At 71.2% G+C, this 19125-nt stretch carries 17 protein-coding genes; 7 read left to right on the forward strand and 10 right to left on the reverse strand.

Annotated elements, in window-relative coordinates; translation table 11 throughout:
- Positions 1-71 precede the first annotated feature (71 nt).
- Positions 72-1949 carry a glucose PTS transporter subunit IIA gene (locus ACTJJP_RS13800; RefSeq protein ID WP_440775547.1) on the reverse strand — a complete coding sequence of 626 codons (1878 nt, stop codon included), beginning with the start codon at positions 1947-1949 and terminating at the stop codon, positions 72-74.
- 237 nt (positions 1950-2186) lie between these two features.
- The gene (locus tag ACTJJP_RS13805) at positions 2187-3794 is read right to left on the reverse strand and encodes a glycoside hydrolase family 68 protein (RefSeq protein WP_440775548.1); all 1608 of its coding nucleotides are present in this window, start codon (positions 3792-3794) and stop codon (positions 2187-2189) included.
- A 268-nt stretch (positions 3795-4062) separates the two neighbouring features.
- Between ACTJJP_RS13805 and ACTJJP_RS13810 the strand changes: the two genes are divergently transcribed.
- Genes ACTJJP_RS13810 through ACTJJP_RS13820 form a run of 3 tightly spaced genes read left to right on the forward strand, consistent with a single transcriptional unit; the run spans position 4063 to position 7900 of the window.
- Positions 4063-5187 (forward strand): choice-of-anchor L domain-containing protein, encoded by a 1125-nt coding sequence (locus tag ACTJJP_RS13810; RefSeq protein WP_440775549.1) that lies wholly within the window; start codon positions 4063-4065, stop codon positions 5185-5187.
- A complete protein-coding gene (locus ACTJJP_RS13815) occupies positions 5184-6272 on the forward strand; it encodes a hypothetical protein (protein WP_440775550.1) in 1089 nt (362 codons plus the stop codon). The genes ACTJJP_RS13810 and ACTJJP_RS13815 overlap by 4 nt, the downstream gene beginning before the upstream one ends.
- Complete coding sequence (locus tag ACTJJP_RS13820; RefSeq protein WP_440775551.1) at positions 6272-7900, forward strand: glycoside hydrolase family 32 protein; 1629 nt, start codon at positions 6272-6274, stop codon at positions 7898-7900. The genes ACTJJP_RS13815 and ACTJJP_RS13820 overlap by 1 nt, the downstream gene beginning before the upstream one ends.
- Before the next feature lie 50 nt (positions 7901-7950).
- Here ACTJJP_RS13820 and ACTJJP_RS13825 read toward each other — a convergent pair whose 3' ends face one another.
- Complete coding sequence (locus ACTJJP_RS13825) at positions 7951-8925, reverse strand: LacI family DNA-binding transcriptional regulator (protein WP_440775552.1); 975 nt, start codon at positions 8923-8925, stop codon at positions 7951-7953.
- A 100-nt stretch (positions 8926-9025) separates the two neighbouring features.
- A complete protein-coding gene (locus tag ACTJJP_RS13830) occupies positions 9026-9607 on the reverse strand; it encodes a TetR/AcrR family transcriptional regulator (protein ID WP_440775553.1) in 582 nt (193 codons plus the stop codon).
- A gap of 118 nt (positions 9608-9725) precedes the next feature.
- Between ACTJJP_RS13830 and ACTJJP_RS13835 the strand changes: the two genes are divergently transcribed.
- Together ACTJJP_RS13835 and ACTJJP_RS13840 are read left to right on the forward strand one after the other, a co-directional pair.
- Positions 9726-12326 (forward strand): MMPL family transporter, encoded by a 2601-nt coding sequence (locus ACTJJP_RS13835; protein ID WP_440775554.1) that lies wholly within the window; start codon positions 9726-9728, stop codon positions 12324-12326.
- A 119-nt stretch (positions 12327-12445) separates the two neighbouring features.
- Positions 12446-12634 (forward strand): hypothetical protein, encoded by a 189-nt coding sequence (locus tag ACTJJP_RS13840; RefSeq protein WP_055960171.1) that lies wholly within the window; start codon positions 12446-12448, stop codon positions 12632-12634.
- A 236-nt stretch (positions 12635-12870) separates the two neighbouring features.
- Here ACTJJP_RS13840 and ACTJJP_RS13845 read toward each other — a convergent pair whose 3' ends face one another.
- Positions 12871-13116 (reverse strand): hypothetical protein, encoded by a 246-nt coding sequence (locus tag ACTJJP_RS13845; protein WP_440775555.1) that lies wholly within the window; start codon positions 13114-13116, stop codon positions 12871-12873.
- 120 nt (positions 13117-13236) lie between these two features.
- Here ACTJJP_RS13845 and ACTJJP_RS13850 point away from each other — a divergent pair, with 120 nt between their 5' ends.
- Positions 13237-13941 (forward strand): esterase/lipase family protein, encoded by a 705-nt coding sequence (locus ACTJJP_RS13850; protein WP_440775556.1) that lies wholly within the window; start codon positions 13237-13239, stop codon positions 13939-13941.
- A gap of 53 nt (positions 13942-13994) precedes the next feature.
- Here the strand turns inward: ACTJJP_RS13850 and ACTJJP_RS13855 are convergent, their stop codons facing one another.
- Both ACTJJP_RS13855 and ACTJJP_RS13860 read right to left on the reverse strand, forming a co-directional pair.
- On the reverse strand, positions 13995-14786 hold the full coding sequence (locus ACTJJP_RS13855) for a transglutaminase-like domain-containing protein (protein WP_440775557.1): 792 nt from the start codon (positions 14784-14786) through the stop codon (positions 13995-13997).
- Complete coding sequence (locus tag ACTJJP_RS13860) at positions 14783-15367, reverse strand: MarR family winged helix-turn-helix transcriptional regulator (protein WP_440775558.1); 585 nt, start codon at positions 15365-15367, stop codon at positions 14783-14785. Before ACTJJP_RS13860 ends, ACTJJP_RS13855 begins: the two co-directional genes overlap by 4 nt.
- Before the next feature lie 81 nt (positions 15368-15448).
- Between ACTJJP_RS13860 and ACTJJP_RS13865 the strand changes: the two genes are divergently transcribed.
- Positions 15449-15820, forward strand: a complete 372-nt coding sequence (locus ACTJJP_RS13865) for a DUF7882 family protein (RefSeq protein ID WP_440775559.1) — start codon at positions 15449-15451, stop codon at positions 15818-15820.
- Positions 15821-15950: 130 nt separating this feature from the next.
- Here the strand turns inward: ACTJJP_RS13865 and ACTJJP_RS13870 are convergent, their stop codons facing one another.
- The 3 genes from ACTJJP_RS13870 to ACTJJP_RS13880 all read right to left on the reverse strand — a co-directional run bounded on the left by ACTJJP_RS13870 (position 15951) and on the right by ACTJJP_RS13880 (position 18618).
- Entirely contained in the window at positions 15951-16199 is a 249-nt protein-coding gene (locus ACTJJP_RS13870) for a hypothetical protein (RefSeq protein WP_440775560.1), read from the reverse strand.
- 78 nt (positions 16200-16277) lie between these two features.
- Positions 16278-17216 carry an aldo/keto reductase gene (locus tag ACTJJP_RS13875; protein WP_440775561.1) on the reverse strand — a complete coding sequence of 313 codons (939 nt, stop codon included), beginning with the start codon at positions 17214-17216 and terminating at the stop codon, positions 16278-16280.
- 34 nt (positions 17217-17250) lie between these two features.
- Positions 17251-18618, reverse strand: a complete 1368-nt coding sequence (locus tag ACTJJP_RS13880; RefSeq protein WP_440775562.1) for a cell division initiation protein — start codon at positions 18616-18618, stop codon at positions 17251-17253.
- Positions 18619-19125: the final 507 nt, after the last annotated feature.

Consider the following 19125-nt stretch of genomic DNA (forward strand, 5'->3'; position numbering starts at 1 on the left):
CGATGGAACCGGAATGGTTAATCGGTTACGCAGACGCTAGCAAGCCCTCGAAGAGATGGTCAAGCGGTTAATCAGATTTCTTCCGCGGATCCCGTCCGACGCAGGACCGGCGTACCGAGGGCGATCTCGATCTCCCCCTCAACGGCGCTGTACGCGCGTTCGTCGGCGTTCGTGACGATCGTGAGGACGACCGGATCCAGCCCCGCCGCCGTCACCGCCGCGAGGTCGACGTGCACGAGCGCGTCACCGGGCGACACCCGGTCGCCGACGCGCACGAGGGGGCGGAACCCGCGGCCGGCCAACCGCACCGTGTCGATGCCCACGTGCACGAGGATCTCCGTGCCGTCGTCGGTGGTGACGCCGTAGGCGTGCGAGGCGGCGGCGATCGCGCTGACCGTCCCCTCCGCGGGGGAGGAGACGAGCCCGGACGCGGGGGCGATCGCCGAGGTCGGGCCCAGTGCACTCGCGGCGAACGCCGGGTCGCCGAGGGTCGACACCTGCACCCGGGTGCCCGTGACGGGGGAGCGCACGACGGAGTCGTCGGGCGGCTCCGCGGTGCCATCGCCCTCGAGGGGACGGCCCCGGCGTCGACGCCAGCGCGCCCACACCAGCGTTCCGGCGAAGGACAGCACCACCGACACCGCGAGGCACAGCAGGAACGGCCCCACCCGACCCGGGGCGATCGAGAGGAAGCCGAAGACCCCCGCGGCCCCCAGGGTCACCGCCTCCACGCGGAACGCGGCGAGCAGGGTCGCGGAGATCGCCGTCGCCCCCACCGCGATGACGAAGGGGATTCGAAGCCGCAGTGTCACACCGAACATCGCGGGTTCGGCGATGCCGAGTGCGGCCGGAGCGGTCGCGGTGGCAGCCAGTGCCCGCAGCCGCGACCCCCGACGCGTCGACACCCATACGGCGAGCGTCGCCGCGGCCTGGGCGACGTTGGCGGCGGCGGCGACGGGGAAGATGAACGACCCGCCGGTCGAGAGCAGCCCGAGCTCGATGGCGATGAGACCCTGGTGCAGTCCCGTCACCACCAGCGGGGAGTACACCGCGCCCACGACGGTGCCACCGAGCAGTCCGGCGCTGCTGTACAGCCATTCCATGGCCACCGCGGCGGCGTCCGCGGTGAAGCGCAACGCCGGTCCGAGGACCAGGAAGGCGAGCAGGCCGGTCGTCAGCAGGGTCACCAGGGGGACGAGCAGCAGGCGCGCCGATCCGCGCAACCGGCGGCCGAAGAAGCGCTCGAAGCGCGCGAGCACGAAACAGATCGCGATGATCGGTACGACCGTGCCCTGGTAGTCGATGGCGAGGACGTCGACTCCTGCGATCACCCACCCCGTGTCGGGGGCGAGGTGGATGGCGGGAAGGGCGGAGTCGGCCGAGAGGCCGGGAGCGGCCACCAGTGCCGCCCCCATCGCCGCTCCGAGATACGGGCTGCCGCCGAAGCGCCCCGCGGCGGAGAAGCCCAGGAGGACGGGCAGCAATGCGAACACCGCCGCCCCGAGCAGGCCCACCAGCGCCACGGGTCCGCGCAGCCACGGCACGGCATCCACCACCGCCAGGTCGCCGAATGCCCCGGGTCCGGCGAGCACGTTGTGGAGCGCCGTGAGCAGTCCGCCCGCCACGAACGCGGGGAGCAACGGCGTGAAGACGTCGACGAGCACGCCGATCGCCCGCGTCGGAAGGGGGTGGGCGGATGCCGCGACCGGCGGCGTGAGCCGGCTGTCCACCGCCTCGGCGACGTCGTCGACCCGCCCCGGGCCCACCACGATCTGCACCTGCTCGCCGACCACCTGCGCGGCCAGCACGCCGGGAACGGCCCCGAGGGCGTGCGTGTCCACCCGCGAGAGCTCGCGAGGCGTGACCCGCAGGCGCGTGGCGCAGTGCGTCGCGGCGACCACGTTCTCCGCGCCGCCGAGGGCACGGAGGATCGCGTCCGCCATCGACATGGCATCCATCGGCACCCGGACCCCTCGCCACTCCTCCCCAGGGGTGGTGAAAGCCAGCGTACGCGTCCGGGCCGCGCACGCCGTCGGCGTCATCGTCCGGGAACGCCGAAACGGGGCCCCGCCGAAGCGGAGCCCCGTTCCTGGGGTGGGGTGTCCCGTCATCCGAGGGGGGAACCTCGTTGCGCGGGCCGGGGATGCCCGTTCACGGGGTGCAGCGCCCCGTTCACGGGCGGCGGGTCAGCCGATCGGCCGCGGGTCGGCCGTGCCGGCGATCTCGTGCGCGTAGCCCGAGGGGATGTCGGCCCACTGGCCGAGCCCGTTCGTTCCGTACGAGCGGTCGACCGTGACGGCGTCGCCCTCGATGTCGAGGCGCACCGTCGGGGCGAGGGTTCCGCCCCGCACGAAGTCGTCGCTCGTGCCGATCGTGTCGATGAACGACTGCACGAGGCCGTCGGGCATGACGTAGTGCGAATAGGCCTGGAACTGCCCCGGGTGCTGATCGGGGTGCGGGGCGAACGGGGCGCCCACGGGGAAGTTCAGGTTCGCCGGGCTTCCGAGCGCGAGTCCCGAGCCGCGGTTCACGGGCTGGAAGTCGCTGCGGATGCCGTCGCCCACGAAGCCGTAGACGCCCTCGGGGCCATCGATGCCGGCCGCGTAGGTGCCGCGGTGGGTGATGGTGAACAGGTAGTACTTGCCGTCCTTGATGTAGATCTGCGGACGCTCGGTCTGGTCGTTCACGCAGTTCGCCGACAGGATCGGCGGCAGGAAGCGCCACTCGGTGAGGGCGGCGTTCTCGGCGACCGCGAGGCCGACGTTCGCCATCTGGAAGTGCGCACCCTTGTCCATCGCCTCGTCGGCGGTCTCGGCGTGCGGGTCGCCGGGAGCGTAGCCCATGTCCTCTTCGGTGCACGCGCGCTCGCCGCGGGCGAATGCCGAGTTGCCCTCGAACACCATGTACGTCTTGCCGGGGTGGGCGGGGTCTTCGAAGGTGAACGGGTCGCGGAAGTTGAAGAACTCGTTCTGCGCGCCGGTCTGGTAGTACTCGCCGTCGGCCTGCAGCATGTCGTGCTGGTCGCGGAAGCCGGTCATCCACACGCCGTTCTCGTCGGCGAACAAGCGGCCCTCGCTCTGGACGAGACGCGGGTCGTAGGGCTTGCGGTTGGAGCCGTCGTCATTGCGGTAGAACGCCACCGCCGTGTAGAAGATACGCAGCTTGTTGCCGTCGAAGATGCGCGTCGAGCCCGACCACTCGGTCTGGTGGCTGAAGGACTGGTCCTCGAAGATGGCGCCGGACGCCCCGTCGGGGAACACCAGACCGCCATAGGTCCAGCCGCCGTCCGCGGGCCGCTCTGCGACGTCGGCCTTGCGGAAGAAGTAGCCGAGCTTGGCGTAGGTGTGCCGGTCGTCGAAGCCGAGCTTGCGGTCGGCGACGAGCGAGAACACGACCTCCCAGCCCTTGAAGCTGGGCTGGGCGGAGCTTCCGTCGGTGAGGGTCCAGCTGTCCCAGACCCAGACCTCCTCGTTGCTCATGTCGGGGAAGTCCTGCGGCACCGTCGGCATCGTGTACTCCTCGGGCATCGAGTTCTCCCGCGAGGCGGCGGCGGGGTCGCTCATGGCCTGGAGCTGGCGCGCGTCGGCGCGGGTCCACTTGGCGGTGAAGTCGGCCTCGGGGTCGTAGGCCTTCTGGGTGTGCTCGGTCGGGGCGGGGAAGCCCGCGACGGCTGCGGGGGCGGGTTCGGCTTGGGCGGGTGCGCCCGCCGCGAGAGCGGCGGTGGTGGCGATCACGGCGGCGATCGCCGCGAGCCGGAAGCGCGTGCGCCCTGCTCGGTTGTGCGTGGTGGTCACGTCGTTCTGCTTTCTCGTTCGCAAGACGTGGATCCTTCTCCTCGGCGATCAGCGTACGAGCATGGCTCTAATCTGTCAAACGTTTGACATAATTTGCATTCGCCCTGAATGTCTGGCACTCTCGACCCCGAGTCGCCGCATGGCGTGCTCCGTGGCATCCCTCCTCTCGCGGTCATCTGAGCCCGCACCAGCCACCCTCTTCGCGACGACGTGAACCCGGTCGAAAAGACCCGCATTCGTCGCGCCCATCGCAACCCACAGGAGCGTCATGACCCAGCTCGTCCCCTCCGCCCGCAGGACTCCTGCGCGGCGCATCCCCTTCGCGGCGGCGGCCGCGGCCGCCTCGTCGGCCGCGATCGTCCTGCTGGCCGCTGCTCCCGCGCACGCCGCCGCCACCGTCGCCACCTTCGAGGGCCAGGATGCCGCCAGCGCGGCGAATTCCCTGGTCGGCGAGCACGTCTCGCTCTCGTCCGCCGCGCTCTCGCTCGGTCGGACCGTGCAGGCCGGAACCGTCGCCGATCTGGACCTGGCGCTGCCCGCAGGCCCTTTCACCGGTGTCGCGCTGAGCACCGGTTCGCTGCGTGCGGCCGATCCCGCCGCTGCGGGCGACGTGGACTTCACGTCGTCGTCGTTGGTCGGCCCCAACGCGAAGCTCACGACCACGGGCGATCTGGGCGGGTCGGGCTCGGCCCTGCTCGAGTCGTCGTTCGCCGCCACCACCTACGACGCGGCGGAGCTCCGGCTGACCGTCGTGCCCGAGGGTGACAAGCTGACAATCGTTTACCACATCGGCAGCGAAGAGTACGCGGGCTGGGCGGAGCGCGACTACACCGACGCGTTCGGCGTCTACGTCGACGGACGGCTGTGCTCGACCGTCGGCGACGTGCCGGTGGGCGTCACCACCATCAACGCCGACACGCGCAAAGAGCTGTACGTGTCCAACGTCACGGCCACCGGCGCGCCCGGCGAGGTCGACACCGAGATGAACGGCTACTCGGTCGCGCTGACGTGCACCACCGACGTCGCCCCCGGCCAGCCGGTCGAGGTCGTCGCGGCCGTCGCCGACACCGTCGACGGTCAGCTCGACTCGACGCTGCTGCTCGCCGCGAACGGCATCAGCTCGGTGCCGGGGCCCGCGCAGCCCTCTCCCTCTCCCACGCCGGCGCCGAGCGAGGACGACCCCGCGGCGACCCCCGCGCCCGTTCCCGCGTCGGTGAACGGACCCGCCGCCGGCGGCACCACCCGACCCGGTTCGCCGCTGGCCGTGACCGGTGTGGACTCGGCGTCGCTGGTCGCCGGTGCGGGCCTCGCGGTCGCCGCGGTCGGCGTCGGGGCCGCGGCCCTCGTCGTCTCGCGTCGCCGCCGGACCGCCCGTGAGGTGAGCGAGCAGTGATCCGCGTCGGCTCCCGTCTCCTCACCCGATCACTCGCCGTCACCGGCGGTGTGATTCTCGGCTCGACACTGCTCGCCGCTCCCGCGAACGCCCTCACGGTCGTCCCGCTTCCCGCCGACGTCGCGGTCACGCGCGACGGCGCCGAGACGGTCTCGGACGTACGGTGGGAATTGCCCGCCGAAGCGGCACCCGGTGACGTGGTGACCCTGTCGCTGCCCGAGCACGCGGGGGCTGTGGCGGGAGCCGACTGGATCGCCTCGACCGGGGTGTCGATCGGCGTCGTGCGCATCGACGACGCCGGATTCGCCTCGATCGAGCTGACCGATGCCGCCGCCGACCCCGCCCATCGGCGCGGCGAGGTGGTCGTGCGTTCGGTGCTCGATCAGTCCCCGCCGACGATCGAGACCTCGGCATCCACCGCCGACGCGACCCTTCGTCCCGGCGAGGAGCCCGGTCCGTTCTTCGGCGCCCCCGACCGTTCTCGGGGCAGCAAGTACGGCGCATGGACCGACGAGACCGAGACGCGCGCCCGCTGGGTCCTCGAATCCCCCCGGGGCCCCTGGGATTCCCTGGACGTCGTCGACCGCCCGGGGCCCGGCCAGCGCATCGACTGCGCTGCGGGCGTCCGCGTCCGCGCGGCGAACGAGACCGATCCCGTGACGGGCTACCTCGTCGGCGCCACCGACGTCCCCGCCGAACGCGTGACCGTCGCGTGCGCCGACGCCGAGGTGAGCGTTCGCGTCGACGCCGTCGGCGACGAGATCGTCGAGATCGGCCTCGAGACCATCCTCGACGAGGCTGCGACCGAGGTGTCCAACACGGGGGAGTTCACCGCGAGCCGCTCCGTCCCCGGGGAGGCGTCGCGCACGCTCACGCTGGAACCGCGACTGGCGATCGCACCCGCGCCCTCGCCGACCCCCACGGTTCCCCCGGTCGCCGAGACGCCCGAGCCCGGCCCGGAGCTTCCGGACCGCCTGGCGGAGACCGGAACGGATGCCGCGGTGCCCCTCGTCCTCGGCGCGGTCCTGCTGCTGGCCGGTGCCGCCATGGCGGCTCGCCGACGAGGTGCTCGGTGGCGCGCGTGATGGGGATCGACACCCGCCCGGTCCGCCGGTCGCGCGGTCGACGCGCCGGCCTCGTGATCGCCTCGATCATCGCCGTGGTCGTCGCGGCGGTGCTCGTGATCGTGCTGCTGCCGCGCGCCGAGGAACCGACGCCGCAGCCCTCTCCCACCCCGACGCCGGATGCTTTCGCCACCCCCGAGGGGTGGGAGAGGTTCCGCCCGACGTTCCATCTGACCCCGGAGCAGCACTGGATCAACGATCCCCAGCGCCCGATCTTCGTCGACGGCGAGTGGCGCCTCTACTACCTCTACAACGCCGATTACCCCGACGGGAACGGCACCGAGTGGCACCTGGCGACCTCCACCGACATGGTCACGTGGAAGAACCGCGGTGTCGCGATCGAGAAGTACCGCAACGGTCTGGGCGACATCCTCACCGGCAGCGCCGTCATCGACGAGCGCAACACGGCCGGGTTCGGGGCGGGCGCGGTCATCGCGCTGACCACCCAGCAGGACGACGGCGTGCAGCGCCAGTCGCTGTTCTCCTCCACCGACGGCGGCATGACGTTCCAGAACTACGAAGGGAACCCGGTCATGGAGAATCCCGGTGCGACCGACTGGCGCGACCCGAAGATCGTGTGGGATGACGCCCGCCAGCAGTGGGTCATGGTGCTCGCCGAGGGGGAGCGCCTGGGGTTTTACACCTCGCCCGACCTGCGCGAGTGGACCTACGTCTCCGACTTCGTGCGCACCGCGTACGGACTGCTCGAGTGCCCCGACCTGTTCGAGATGGTCGACCCCGACTCGGGTCGGCGCACGTGGGTACTGGGCGTGAGTGCGGACGCCTCCCGAGGGGGCGGGACGACGGGCTTCGCGTACTGGACGGGCGCATGGGACGGGGAACGCTTCACGGCCGACGCCGACGAGCCTCAGTGGCTCGACGGGGGCGCCGACTTCTACGCCGCCGTGACGTGGGACGACCCGCGCGACGGCGACGAGGGGCGACTGGAGCGACGGTACGCCCTCGGGTGGATCAACAACTGGGCCTATGCGCGCGACCTGCCCGGGGGCAGCTGGCAGGGTGGATCGCTCTCGACCACACGCGAGATCGTCCTCCGCGAGATCGACGGGCGCCTCAGCCTGCTGTCGCAGCCCGTCGCCGCCCTGGACGCGCGGCAGGGCGAGCCTCGCACGGCGTCGGACCTCGCGGTCGCCCCCGGGGTGATCGCCGATCTCCCCGTGCAACCGCACACGGGCGCCTACCGTCTGCGCGCCCGGATCGACGCGCCGGACGGGGGCGAGCTGCGGCTGCGATTCGGCTCCGCCGACGCGGAGGTGACCGTGGGCTACGACTCCGAGGCCGGGGTCGTCTTCCTCGATCGACGTCGGGACGCGGTGGCGGATGCCATGCCCGAGACGTACCGCGAAATCCGTACCGCCCCGGTGGATGCCGACGGCTCGCTCTTCCTCGACATCCTCGTCGACGCCTCCTCGGTCGAGGTGTTCACGGGCGGCGGGCGTGCCTCGCTGACCTCCGCGGCGTATGCCGATGCCCGCGCGGGCGTCACCGCGGAGGCGTCGGGCGGGGCGATCAGCATCCGGGACCTCTCCGTGACCCCGATCGCCGTCAACGACCCGAGCGCCCCGTAGACCCGCGGCCGCACCGNGGCCGCGACCACCCCTTCGCGGCGCGGAGGGGCTCAGGACGTCCAGCCGTGGCGCAGCGCCACCGGAAGAGGTTCTTCCGCGGTGGCGCTCGCCGCGGCATCCGTCATCCGCGCGAGGAGCAGGTCGACCGCCCGGGTCGCCATCCGCTCGATGGGCTGGCGGACCGTGGTGAGACCGGGAACGGCCAACTGCAGCGCCGCCGCGCCGTCGTACCCGACGATGCGCAGGTCGTCGGGAACGCGACGCCCGGTCTTGCGCGCCCATTCCAGTGCCATCAGGGCGGTGAGGTCGTCGCTGGCGAAGACGCCGTCGCAGGCGTTCACGGTCAGCCAGGTCTCGATCGCGGCCCGACGCTCCTCGAGCGAGGTGTCGTAGCCGTATGCCATGACGCGCGGCTCGAGGCCGTGCGCGCGCATGCGTTCGCGATAGGCCGCCGCCCGCTGGTTGCCCGCGTGATCGGTGGCCGTGAGATGCACCGCGGAGCGCGAGCCCCGGGCGATGAGGTGCTCGGTGGCGAGCACGCCTCCGGTGCGATTGTCGCTGTGGACGGTGGGGATGCCCTCGCCCAGCCGGCGGTCGATCGCCACGATGGGCAGGTCGGCCCGTCCGTACCCGGCGACGTCGCGGTTGTGCGTGGAGCTGATGATCCCGTCGACCCGATTGCCCTGCAGCAGATCGAGGTACTTCTCCTCGCGCTCGGGGGTGTCGTGGCAGTCGCACAACAGCATCTTGTAGCCGTGCGTCGCGAGCGCCCCCTCGACGTGCGAGGCGAGTTCGCCGAAGAACGGGTCGGCTACCGTGGGCACGATCAGGCCCACGAGCGTCGAGCGCTGGCCGATGAGCGAACGGGCGATCTCGTTCGGGCGGTAGCCGAGCTCGGACACGGCATCGTCGACGCGACGTTTGATGTCGTCGCTGAGGTAACCCCGATTGTTGAGCACGCGCGAGACAGTGGTCACCGAGACACCGGCGCGCGCGGCGACGTCCTGCAGCTTGGGTCGGCTCATCGGGTGCTCATCGGGTCGAGGGACGGATGACGCTTCGACGCTATCCCACCGTCGGGTCGCGCTCGACGAACGGCGACGAACGCGCCTGCGGTGCGGAGCGTCATCCGGGCGGCCCATCCGCGCGGGGTGCGCCGACGATCGCGTCGACGAGCAGCAGCACGTCGTCGCCGTCGACCTCATCCCGGCTGAGGGCGCGCAGGATGACGGCACCCACCAGGGCGTCGGCAGCGGCGTTCAGCCGTGGGCCGTCGACACCGCCGAGGGCTTGGGAGAGCCGCTCCATGAGCGGAGCGGCGAGGATCTCGGCGCGCAGGCGACGCCCGGTCTCGGCGTTGCCGGCCGCCGCCGCGATGAGGGAGCGCAACAGCCCCTCACCCTCGGCGCTCGCGCGCAACGCGAACAGATCGCCCAACCACGTCGCGAGGTCGGTGCGCGCATCACCGGTGTCGGGGAGCTCGCGTCGACCGCCGAGCAGCAGCCCCTCGAGGATGGCCTCGGCGAGCACGTCGCCCTTGCCGGGCCACCAGCGGTAAATGGTCTGCTTGCCCACTCCGGCGCGGCGCGCGATCCCCTCCATCGTCAGATGGTCGTAGCCGCGCTCGGTGAAGAGCGCGACGGCCGCCTCGAGGATCGCCAGGCGCGCGGCTTCGCTGCGAACGGGACCACTGCGCGGAAGAGCCATGACCTCCATTGTGCGCGACATCGAGCTCTCTCAAGACGAGACGGTGCGTGTTATCTTTGCCGGGACTGGTCGGAGCCGACGGTGCTCCCTCGCGCGCACCGCACGAGAGGAACCCCGCATGGCCGAACTGCTGCACCGTCTCGGAACCTTCGCCGCGCGACGCGCGTGGACGGTGATCGTCGCGTGGGCGGTCATCCTCGGCGTCGTCGGCGGCGGGTTCGCCGTCGGTTTCGGGGGCCTGAGCTCCAGTTTCGACATCCCGGGCACGGCATCCGGAGACGTCATCGCCGAACTGCAGGATGAACTCCCCGATTTCAGCGGTGCATCCGGCGCGGTCGTCTTCCGCACCTCCGACGGCTCGGCCCTCACCGATACCCAGAAGGCCGACATCACCGGGTTGGTGGACTCCGCGGGCGATCTCCCCGACGTCGCGCGGGTGACCGACCCCTTCGCGACGCAGGCGCAGCTCGACACGCAGCGTCAGCAGGTCGTCGACGGTCGTCAGCAGCTCGCCGACGCCCGTGCCCAGTCCGAGGCCGGCCAGGCTCAGCTCGACGCCGGCGCGGCCCAGCTCGACCAGGCGCAGCAGCAGCTCGACGCCGGGCGCGCGCAGCTGGAGGCGGCGCCCCTGCCCGATGCCCAGAAGCAGTCGCAGCTCGACGCCCTCGACGCGCAGCAGGCGCAGCTCGATCAGCAGCGCGTCGCCCTCGAGCAGCAGCAGACGCAGCTCACCGACGGCCTCGACCAGATCTCCGCGCAGGAGACGCAGCTGGCCGACGGCGCCGAGCTGCTCTCGTTCGCGGATGCCATCCGCCTGGTCTCCGACGACGGCTCGACCGCTATCGTCAACGTCTCCTTCGACCAGCCCCGGCTGGAGCTGTCGGAGGCGTCGAAGGAGGCGGTCGTCGATCACTTCACCGCCGACCCGGTCGACGGGGTCGACGTCGCCTTCAACACCGAGATCTCGCAGGGCGTGCCCGAGATCCTCGGCGTCGGCGAGGCGATCGGCGTCGCCGTGGCGGCGATCGTCCTGATCGTGGTGCTCGGATCGCTCCTCGCGGCGTCCTTCCCGATCGTGACCGCGCTCGTCGGCGTCGCGATCGGCGCCATGGCCACCCTGTCGTTCTCGGGGGTCGTCCAGATGGCATCCGTCACCCCGATCCTCGGCGTGATGCTGGGCCTCGCAGTGGGCATCGACTACGCGCTGTTCATCCTCTACCGCCACCGTCGACAGCTGCTGCAGGGTGCCGACGTGGTCGAGTCGATCGGCCTCGCCAACGGCACGGCGGGCAATGCCGTCGTCTTCGCCGGGATGACGGTCATCGTCGCCCTGCTCGCGTTGAACATCACCGGCATCCCCTTCCTGGGTCTCATGGGCACCGCGGGCGCGGTGAGTGTCTTCGTCGCCGTTCTCATCGCGGTGTCGTTGACCCCGGCGTTGCTGGGGCTTGCGGGCGTGCGGATCCTGAGCCGTCGCTCGCGGGCGCGCATCGCCGCCCGGAACGACGATGAGGAGCACCCCCGACGCGTGGCGCGAGCGGGAGCCGACGACGTCGATGCCGTGCAGCACCCGCGCCGCGCAGCGCGCACGGGCGCCGTGGCCACGGCGACGGCGGTGCGCCCGATGTCGACCCTGCGCGCCGTCGTGACCATGATCGTCGCCGTCGCGGCCCTCCTCGTCGTCGCCGTCCCCGCGTTGTCGATGCGGCTGGGGCTGCCCGACGGCGGATCGGAGGCCGAGGACTCCACCGCGTACCAGGCCTTCACCTGGACCGAGGACGCCTTCGGTGCGGGAGCCAATGCTCCGCTGCTCATCACGGCGGTCCTCCCCGACGGAACCACGGACGACGAGGTGCAGGGCCTGCAGCTCGAGGTCGCCCGGGAGCTGTTCGCGCAGGACGACGTCGCGGCCGTCGCCCCGGTCGCCGTCTCCGACGACCGCACGCTCGCCGCGTTCCAGGTCATCCCCCGGGAAGGCCCGAACGCGGTGTCGACGGAGCAGCTCGTCCGCGACCTTCGGGCGATCCCGCCGGTGGACGGCGACATCGACCTCGGCGTCGCGGGGGCCGCCGCGATCAACATCGATATCTCCGAGGGGTTGGCCGACGTCCTGCCGATCTACCTCGTCGTCGTCGTCGGGTTGTCGTTCCTCATCATGGTCATGGTGTTCCGCTCGCTTCTGGTGCCTCTCATCGCCACCGCCGGGTTCGTCCTCTCCCTCTTCGCCACGTACGGCGCGGTGACGGCGGTGTTCCAGTGGGGGTGGCTGGGAGGCCTACTCGGTGTGCACAATCCCGGCCCCATCCTGAGCTTCCTGCCGGTGATCCTCGTCGGCATCCTGTTCGGCCTCGCGATGGACTACCAGCTGTTCCTCGCCACCGGGATGCGAGAGGCCTGGGCGCACGGGGCCTCACCGCGCCTGGCGGTGGCGCAGGGGTTCCGCGCCGGTCGCACGGTCGTCGCCGCGGCCGCGATCATCATGATCGCGGTGTTCTCCGGCTTCATCGCCTCCGACTCCGTGATCATCAAGTCCATGGGTCTGGGTCTGGCGCTGGGTGTCCTCTTCGATGCGTTCGTCGTGCGCATGCTGCTGATGCCCGCCATCATGCACGTCCTGGGCGGGTCGGCCTGGTGGCTGCCCCGGTGGCTCGACCGCATCATCCCGAACGTCGACGTCGAAGGGTCGGCGCTCGAGCGGCGGCATCCCGCGCACCACTGAGAGGCGGCGGTGCTCCGTCGGCGGGGGGATCTCCACCGCGCCACTCGCGCGCAACCCCTCCCTCGGCCGGGAGTCGCTGCGCGAGGATTCCGATCACACCTGTTCCGAGGAGGACGACGATGACTGACCGCGAAGAGACCCAGGACGCCCCCGTCATGGACGGCGCCACCGATGCCGGCGTCGAGGAGAAGAAGGACGGCGCGCGCGAGCAGCGTGCCGCGGACGCGGCGGTCGCCGATGAGGGTCTGCCCACCGAAGACCTGAAGGACGACCTCCGCAGCATCCGCGGCTACGGCGAGGATCGCTGACGGAGCGCAGGTCCGCAGAACGGACGACGACCCTCGTCCGGAGCCACGTGGGGGAAGGCTCGACGGGCGAGGGTCGTCGAAGACGCCAGAGGGACGTCATCCGCGCCGACGATGGCGGCGAGGGGTATACGCACAGTACGCCGCTCCGCAGCCCCGTCGACCGGCTCTCAGCCAATCCGAAGGCGGCGCGGGCGCTCTGCTCCCGGGCGCACACCACGGCGCCCGGGAGCGCGGCCTCACTCGGCGTCGGTCGGCACCTCGCCGGCGGCGATCGCATCGGCGTAGGTGCGGATATCGGGGCCGGGTTCGTAGTCGATGAAGCGGTCTTTGATGCGCGCGTTGATCTGGGCGAAGGCCTCATCCGACGAGATGCCTTCATTTTCGCGGGCGATCGCGACGACGGCCTCGCGCAGGACGTTGTCGGCGTCGTCGAGGATCTTCTGGCGGGCGGGCTCGTTCCAACGGATGTCTGAGATGTCCATGGGCGACACGATAGGGCGGGCCCTCGCGCGCCTTTCCGGGGTTGCGCACGGGGCGTGCGTGTGCGGAGCCGGCTGCGCAACCCGGAGGTTCCGCGAGGCCGCGGTGGCGAGGATGGACGTATGTCGACGGATGCCCGATCCACCGTGCAGGCGAGGGTTCGCACCGCTCTGCGCGACCTGCGGTGGTGGGTGCGCGACTACGCCTACGCCCTCCGCGGCCAGTGGCGCGCCCTCGTCGGTCGGGAGGGCGCCGAGCGTCTGTCCGAGGGGGAGGGCACCCCGATCGTGCTGCTTCCGGGCATCTACGAGACCTGGCGCTTCCTCGAACCCCTCGCTCGGGCTCTGCACGAGCGCGGTCATCCGGTTCACGTCGTCGACGAGCTCGGGGACAACCGTCGTCCGATCGCCGAGCAGGCCTCCCGCGTGGCGGTGGTGCTCCTCGCCCGCGGACTCGACGACGTCGTGCTCGTCGCGCATAGCAAGGGGGGTCTCATCGGCAAGCACCTCATGGCGTTTCACCCGGCCGGGTCCCGGGTGCGGGCGATGGTCGCCGTCGCCACGCCCTTCGGGGGATCGCGCTACAGCCGGCTGATGCCGACCCCCTCACTACGGGCTTTCGCGTCGGGGGACGCCACGATGCGCGCGCTGACCGCGGCGGCCGAGGCCAACGCGCGGATCGTGTCGATCTACGGGCCCTTCGATCCGCACATCCCCGAGGGCAGCGAGCTCGCCGGAGCGCGCAATGTCCGCGTGGCCGAGGGAGGGCACTTCCGGGTGCTCGCCGACCCCCGGGTCATCGCCGAGGTCGTGCGGGTCGCCGAGTAGGTTCGTCGGGGGCGTACGGCCGTCCGATCGCATTCGGAACCGGGCCGCACCCGTCAGCTCAACAGCACGGGCCGCGCGTGGTCGTCGGCGGCGACATCGCCCGCCGCGACGGCCGTGACCTCGACCGATTCCAGGGTGAGGGTTCCCGACAGGGTCGTCAGGAACGCCGTGTCGGCCGCATCTCGGCCGGTGGCGATGCGCACCAGGTGGTCGCGGGGTGCCAGTCGGGTGGCATCCACGACCTCCCAGCGGCCGTCGACGAAGGCCTCGACCACCGCATGGAAGTCCATGGGGGCGAGCCCCGGCGCGAACGCGGAGACCAGACGTGCCGGCACACCGTTCGCGCGGAGCAGGCCGACGGTCAGATGGGCGTAATCGCGGCAGACGCCCTCTCCTGCTCGAAGCGTGTCGATGGCGGTGTCGGTCGGTCCGCTCGATCCGGGGACGTACGAGAGGTGCTCGGACACCCACTCCGGCACCTGCGCCACCGTCTCGCGCGGGCTGAGACCCGCGAAGACGGATGCCGCATCTCCGAGCTCGTCGGAGGGGACGTACCGGCTGGGCCGGAGGTAGCGCACGGTGTCCATCTCGTCGGACTCGGCCGGCGCGGTGGGCGTCGAGACCTCGGCGCGGTAGGTGACGATCGCGCTGCCGACGGGCAGCGTTGCGCGATGCAGACGCGTGCCGTGAGCGTCGTGGTGCTCCGTGTGCACCACCGTGCGCCCGTCCACGGTGATCTGAAGATGCTCCTGGACGACCCAGCCGGTGGCGGGGGCGATCGACAGCACCACCTCGGCCTCGTCGTCGACGCGAAGGACCACTTCGGCCGCCACCGAGGCGTTCATGCGGCCGTGTCCGGCGCGGCGTCGTCGTCGGGGACGAGGGTGGGACGCACCATCGACCGCATCGCGCAGCACCCGTCGCCGGCGACGTCGCACACGTCGGCGACCGCGCATCGCATACGGTGCAGGAAGGACGTCACGGCGGCGGTTTCGCTCTCGCTCATGCCGCGGGTGGCCTGCATCATGCGTGCGTGCATGGACGCAAGGGTGTCATGCATCTCGACGTCGGCGTGCCCGGTCGTCGTCACCAGCACCTTGCGCCGGTCGGTCGGGTGAGGTCTTCGCTGAAGGTGACCGGAGCGCTCCAACCTGTCCAGCAGCGCCGTGACCGACGCGGTCGACACGCCCAGGTGCCGGGCGAGATCCATCGGGGTCACCTCGAGAGCGGATGCCGACGCGCGTGTCAGAACGCGCAGGACCAGGAGTTCGTTCTCGCTCATCGACATGGATGCCTGCGTGCGGCGGCGCATGGCCATCTCGGCGGAGCGGTACGAGCGCATGGCCTCCATGATCCGCGCTCCGCGGTCGTCATCCACGCTCTCGCTGTACCAGTACGACGGAGGTGATGGTGCGCCGTTCGTCATCATCTCTCCTAATATCTCGCTTGCCTATTCGCTAGTCTAACTAGTAAGTTGAAACACAAGCAACGAGCAGAGGGGTACATCATGGCGAAGCTCTACTACGGCACGACCACCGCGCCGATCAGCGTCGACGACCGCGTTCTGGCACACGTGAAGGTCGTCGTGGCGACCAAGCTGCGCCGTGGCGAAAGCTTCACCCTGTCGTGGGTCCACGGACCCGACGAGCCCGTAGGCCGCTCCACCATCTGGCTGCAGCCGTCGATCCCGCTCCGCTTCGTCTTCGACTCGGAGCAGCCGGAGTCGCTCGACCAGAACCTGCTCAAGCGCATGGCGAACGACGCCAACTCCTCCCGCGGCCTCAGTCTCGACGTCGCGATCGACGAGAGCGCCGCGGCGCCGGCTCCCACCGCTTCGGCCCGCGCCAAGAGCCCGCGCACACTCGCCCGCGCTGCCTGACCGGCCGCACTCGCCGAGCCGGTGCGATCACCGGGCCCCGACGCACCCGTCGGGCGCTGCGAGACGAGCACAGGTCATCGGTGCGGACCGCCGGCCCCGGCATCTCATCAGGAGAGAGGGCTGACGGCCCTCACGCCGGAGGTTCATCGCCAAGAGGCCCGTCTGCCTGATCGTCCTCGGGTGTTGCCTGGGAGTGCGATCCCTCCTCACTGCGAACGCGCACGACGCCGACGGTGAAGACCACGGCGGCGACCGCGAGAAGAGCGACTTTCGGCGCATTGGGAGAATCGGCCGGCAGCACGAGGGTGGGCACCGCACAGATCACGGCGGAGGTCGTGCTCAGGATGGCGCCGAAGGGCAGTCGCGCCCGTATGCTCATCCGTTCCTCCCTTCCGCGGGCTGCGGCCAGCATAGGGGAGCGCGGGAGAACCCTGTCGCGAGCACGTCGTGCACCCGGTCAGGGGACGAGGTATCCCGCGGCCCGCACCAGCTCGTACCACTCCGCCCGCGTCAGCCGGAGGTCGGACCCCGCGGCCGCATCGGTGACACGGCCCGGGCTCGTCGTGCCGAGGACGACCTGCATGTCCGCCGGATGCCGCGTGATCCACGCGACCGCGATGGCAAGAGGGGTGACGTCGTACTTCCCCGCCAGCCGGTCGATGACGGTGTTCACCTCCGCGTAGTCGGGGTGGCCGAGGAAGACGCCCCCGCCCCCGCGGGTTCCCTGCAGCGGCGACCACGCCTGCAGGGTGATCCCCTCGATCCGGCAGTACTCGACCAATCCACCGCCATCCCGCACCGACGACTGGGGGGTGCTCTCCATGTTCCCGGCGAGTCCCTGCACCACGACAGGCGCGTGCGCGATCGACAACTGCACCTGATTGGCCACGAGAGGTTGACGCACGGCGGTCCGCAGCAGATCGATCTGACGCGGCGTGTGATTCGACACACCGAACGCACGCACCATGCCCGAGTCCTCGAGGTGGTCGAAGGCGCGCGCCACCTCGTCGGGCTCGACGAGTGCGTCAGGGCGGTGCAGCAGCAGGACGTCGACGTAGTCCGTCCGCAGGGCGCGGAGCGAGGCCTCCACGGAAGAGACGAGGTGTTCGTAGGAGAAGTCGAAGTACGGGCCCTCACGTACGATGCCCGCCTTCGTCTGCAGACGGATCTCACCGCGTTCAGCGGCACTTAACCGCAGGGCCTCGGCGAACCGCTCCTCGGCGGAGTGCAGGGAGCGCGCGTAGATGTCGGCGTGATCGAAGAAGTCGATCCCGGCGTCTCGCGCGGCGGCGTAGAGCGCTCGCACGTCGGCGTCGGTCTTGTCGTCGATGCGCATCATCCCGGCGACGACGTTGGGGACGGTCAGGCCGGTGGTGCCGAGGGGAACGTTTCGCATCACCCCACGCTAACGCGCGGGGGGACGGGAGCGCTCACTCCTCCCGATCGGCGACCTGCGCGCCGGCCTCTTCCGGCGGGGTGTCGGTCGCCACGGCATCCGAGGCGTCATCGTGCACCGGATCGACGGGGGTGCGCGTGCCCCGGGGGACGGCGCGTAGCAACTCGTTCATCTGTGCCAGGAAACTCCCGAGTTGCTGCTGCTGCCAGCGCAGATCGCGTGCGCGGTCCTCCGCGTCGCGCAGTACACCGACGCTGTGCGAAGTGATCGCGTCGGCGATCCGCTGCGCCTTCTCTGCGGCGTCGTCGAGGATCTCGCGGGCGCGCGACTGCGCGTCGGCTTCGACCTGCTGGGCCTGAGCGCGGGCGAGCCGTTCGAAGTCGTCGGCGCGCGCGCTGATACGCCGCGCGTGTTCGAGGGCGGAGGACACCTGCTCGTTCGCATCTTCGGTGATGCGCTCGGCGTGCGCCACGGCCTGATTGTGCAGGACGAGGAACTCCTGCTGCGCCTCGTCCTGGCGGCGGGTGAGCGACTCTTCGAACTCGAGGACGCGTGCGGTCATCTCGCGCACGTCGCGCTCCGCCGCGGATCGCAAGTCGCTCGTCTCGCGCGACACCATGGACCTCAGCGCTGCGGCCCCTCTCTCCGACTCGGTACGCACGGCGACGGCCTCGCGCTCGGCCTGGGCGACGCGTTCGGCCGCGTGCGCGCTCTCGCGTTCGAGGCGTGCTGCGTGGGCCGTCGCCTCCGTCTCGAGCCGCAGGCGCACCTGATCCACGTCGTGCTGCGCCTCGGCTCGCAGGCGCGTCTGCTCGGCGACGGCCTCTTCGCGGATGGATGCCGCTTCGTCGCGGGCACTCGCCAGCAGTCGCTCGGCCTGGCCGACGGCGTTCTGGACCAGCGCGGATGCCTGCTCCTCGGCCACGCGGAGGATCGCATCGAACTGCTGGCGGTCCTGCTGCGGGTCGGACTGCTCGTCGCGGCCCGCGGCGAACTCCGCCGACAACGCCGCCACCCGCATCTCGGCGTCCGCCGCGCGCGCTGAGGCTTCGCGCACCTTCTCATGCAGGGAGGCCGTCTCTTGCGCGCGGAGGCGCGCGGCTTCCTCGAGTTCCCGATCGTGCTCCGCCCGCTGCTGGGCGAAGATCGCCTCCGCGTGCCGCTTCGCGTCGCGCGCTTCTTCGGTGGCCCGTCGTACGCGCTCACCGAGCTCGCGGACGGCATCGTCGACGGCCTCGCGGTCGTATCCGCGGAAGCCCACGGGGAAAGCCGGTGTCGACCGGTCATCCGACCCGGTCGGACCGAGGAGTGCGGCCAGCGGTGAGGCATCGGGCTCGGTGACGACCGGAGAGGACGCGCGGTCCCGCCGCGTGCCCTCGGATTCGCCGGCGCTCTCGGTCACGTGTCCTCCTGTGTTCATGCGTCCGTGCGGACGTTCGGCCCGCCATACGAACGAGGATCTCCGGCACAGCGGCCGGTCCGTCGGGAATGCGCGGCCCCGGGCTCGGGTGCCGGAGCCGCGGGACCGCGCATCGGGGAGAGCGATCGCTTTCGCAGAGGCGGGTCTTGGGGGAGAACCACTCGACGACCGCTCCGTATCGAGGCTGGCACGCCCACGGGTGACCGACGTGGGATGAGGCCCGTTTCTCACCCGGGCTTTCGCCCCTCGGAATCGTCCCGCGACGTGCCCGTGTCGAATGCGGGACGTCTCCGTCACGGGGATGGTGCAGGTCTCGGCGTAGGTGCGGGCAGGGCGAGGGCGTCCAGCGGTGCGGCCCCCCGGCTCGCAGGCGACGCGCTCGCTCTGCCCGCACCTCCAGCTTGGTGCGGCGCGCCCGCGCGCACGGAGGTCCGGGTGCGAAATCACCCGCCCCGACGGACAGATCACCTCGCGCCACCGAGGGCGCGG

The sequence above is a fragment of the Microbacterium sp. 22296 genome, assembly GCF_052045385.1.
Classification (GTDB): Bacteria; Actinomycetota; Actinomycetes; order Actinomycetales; family Microbacteriaceae; genus Microbacterium.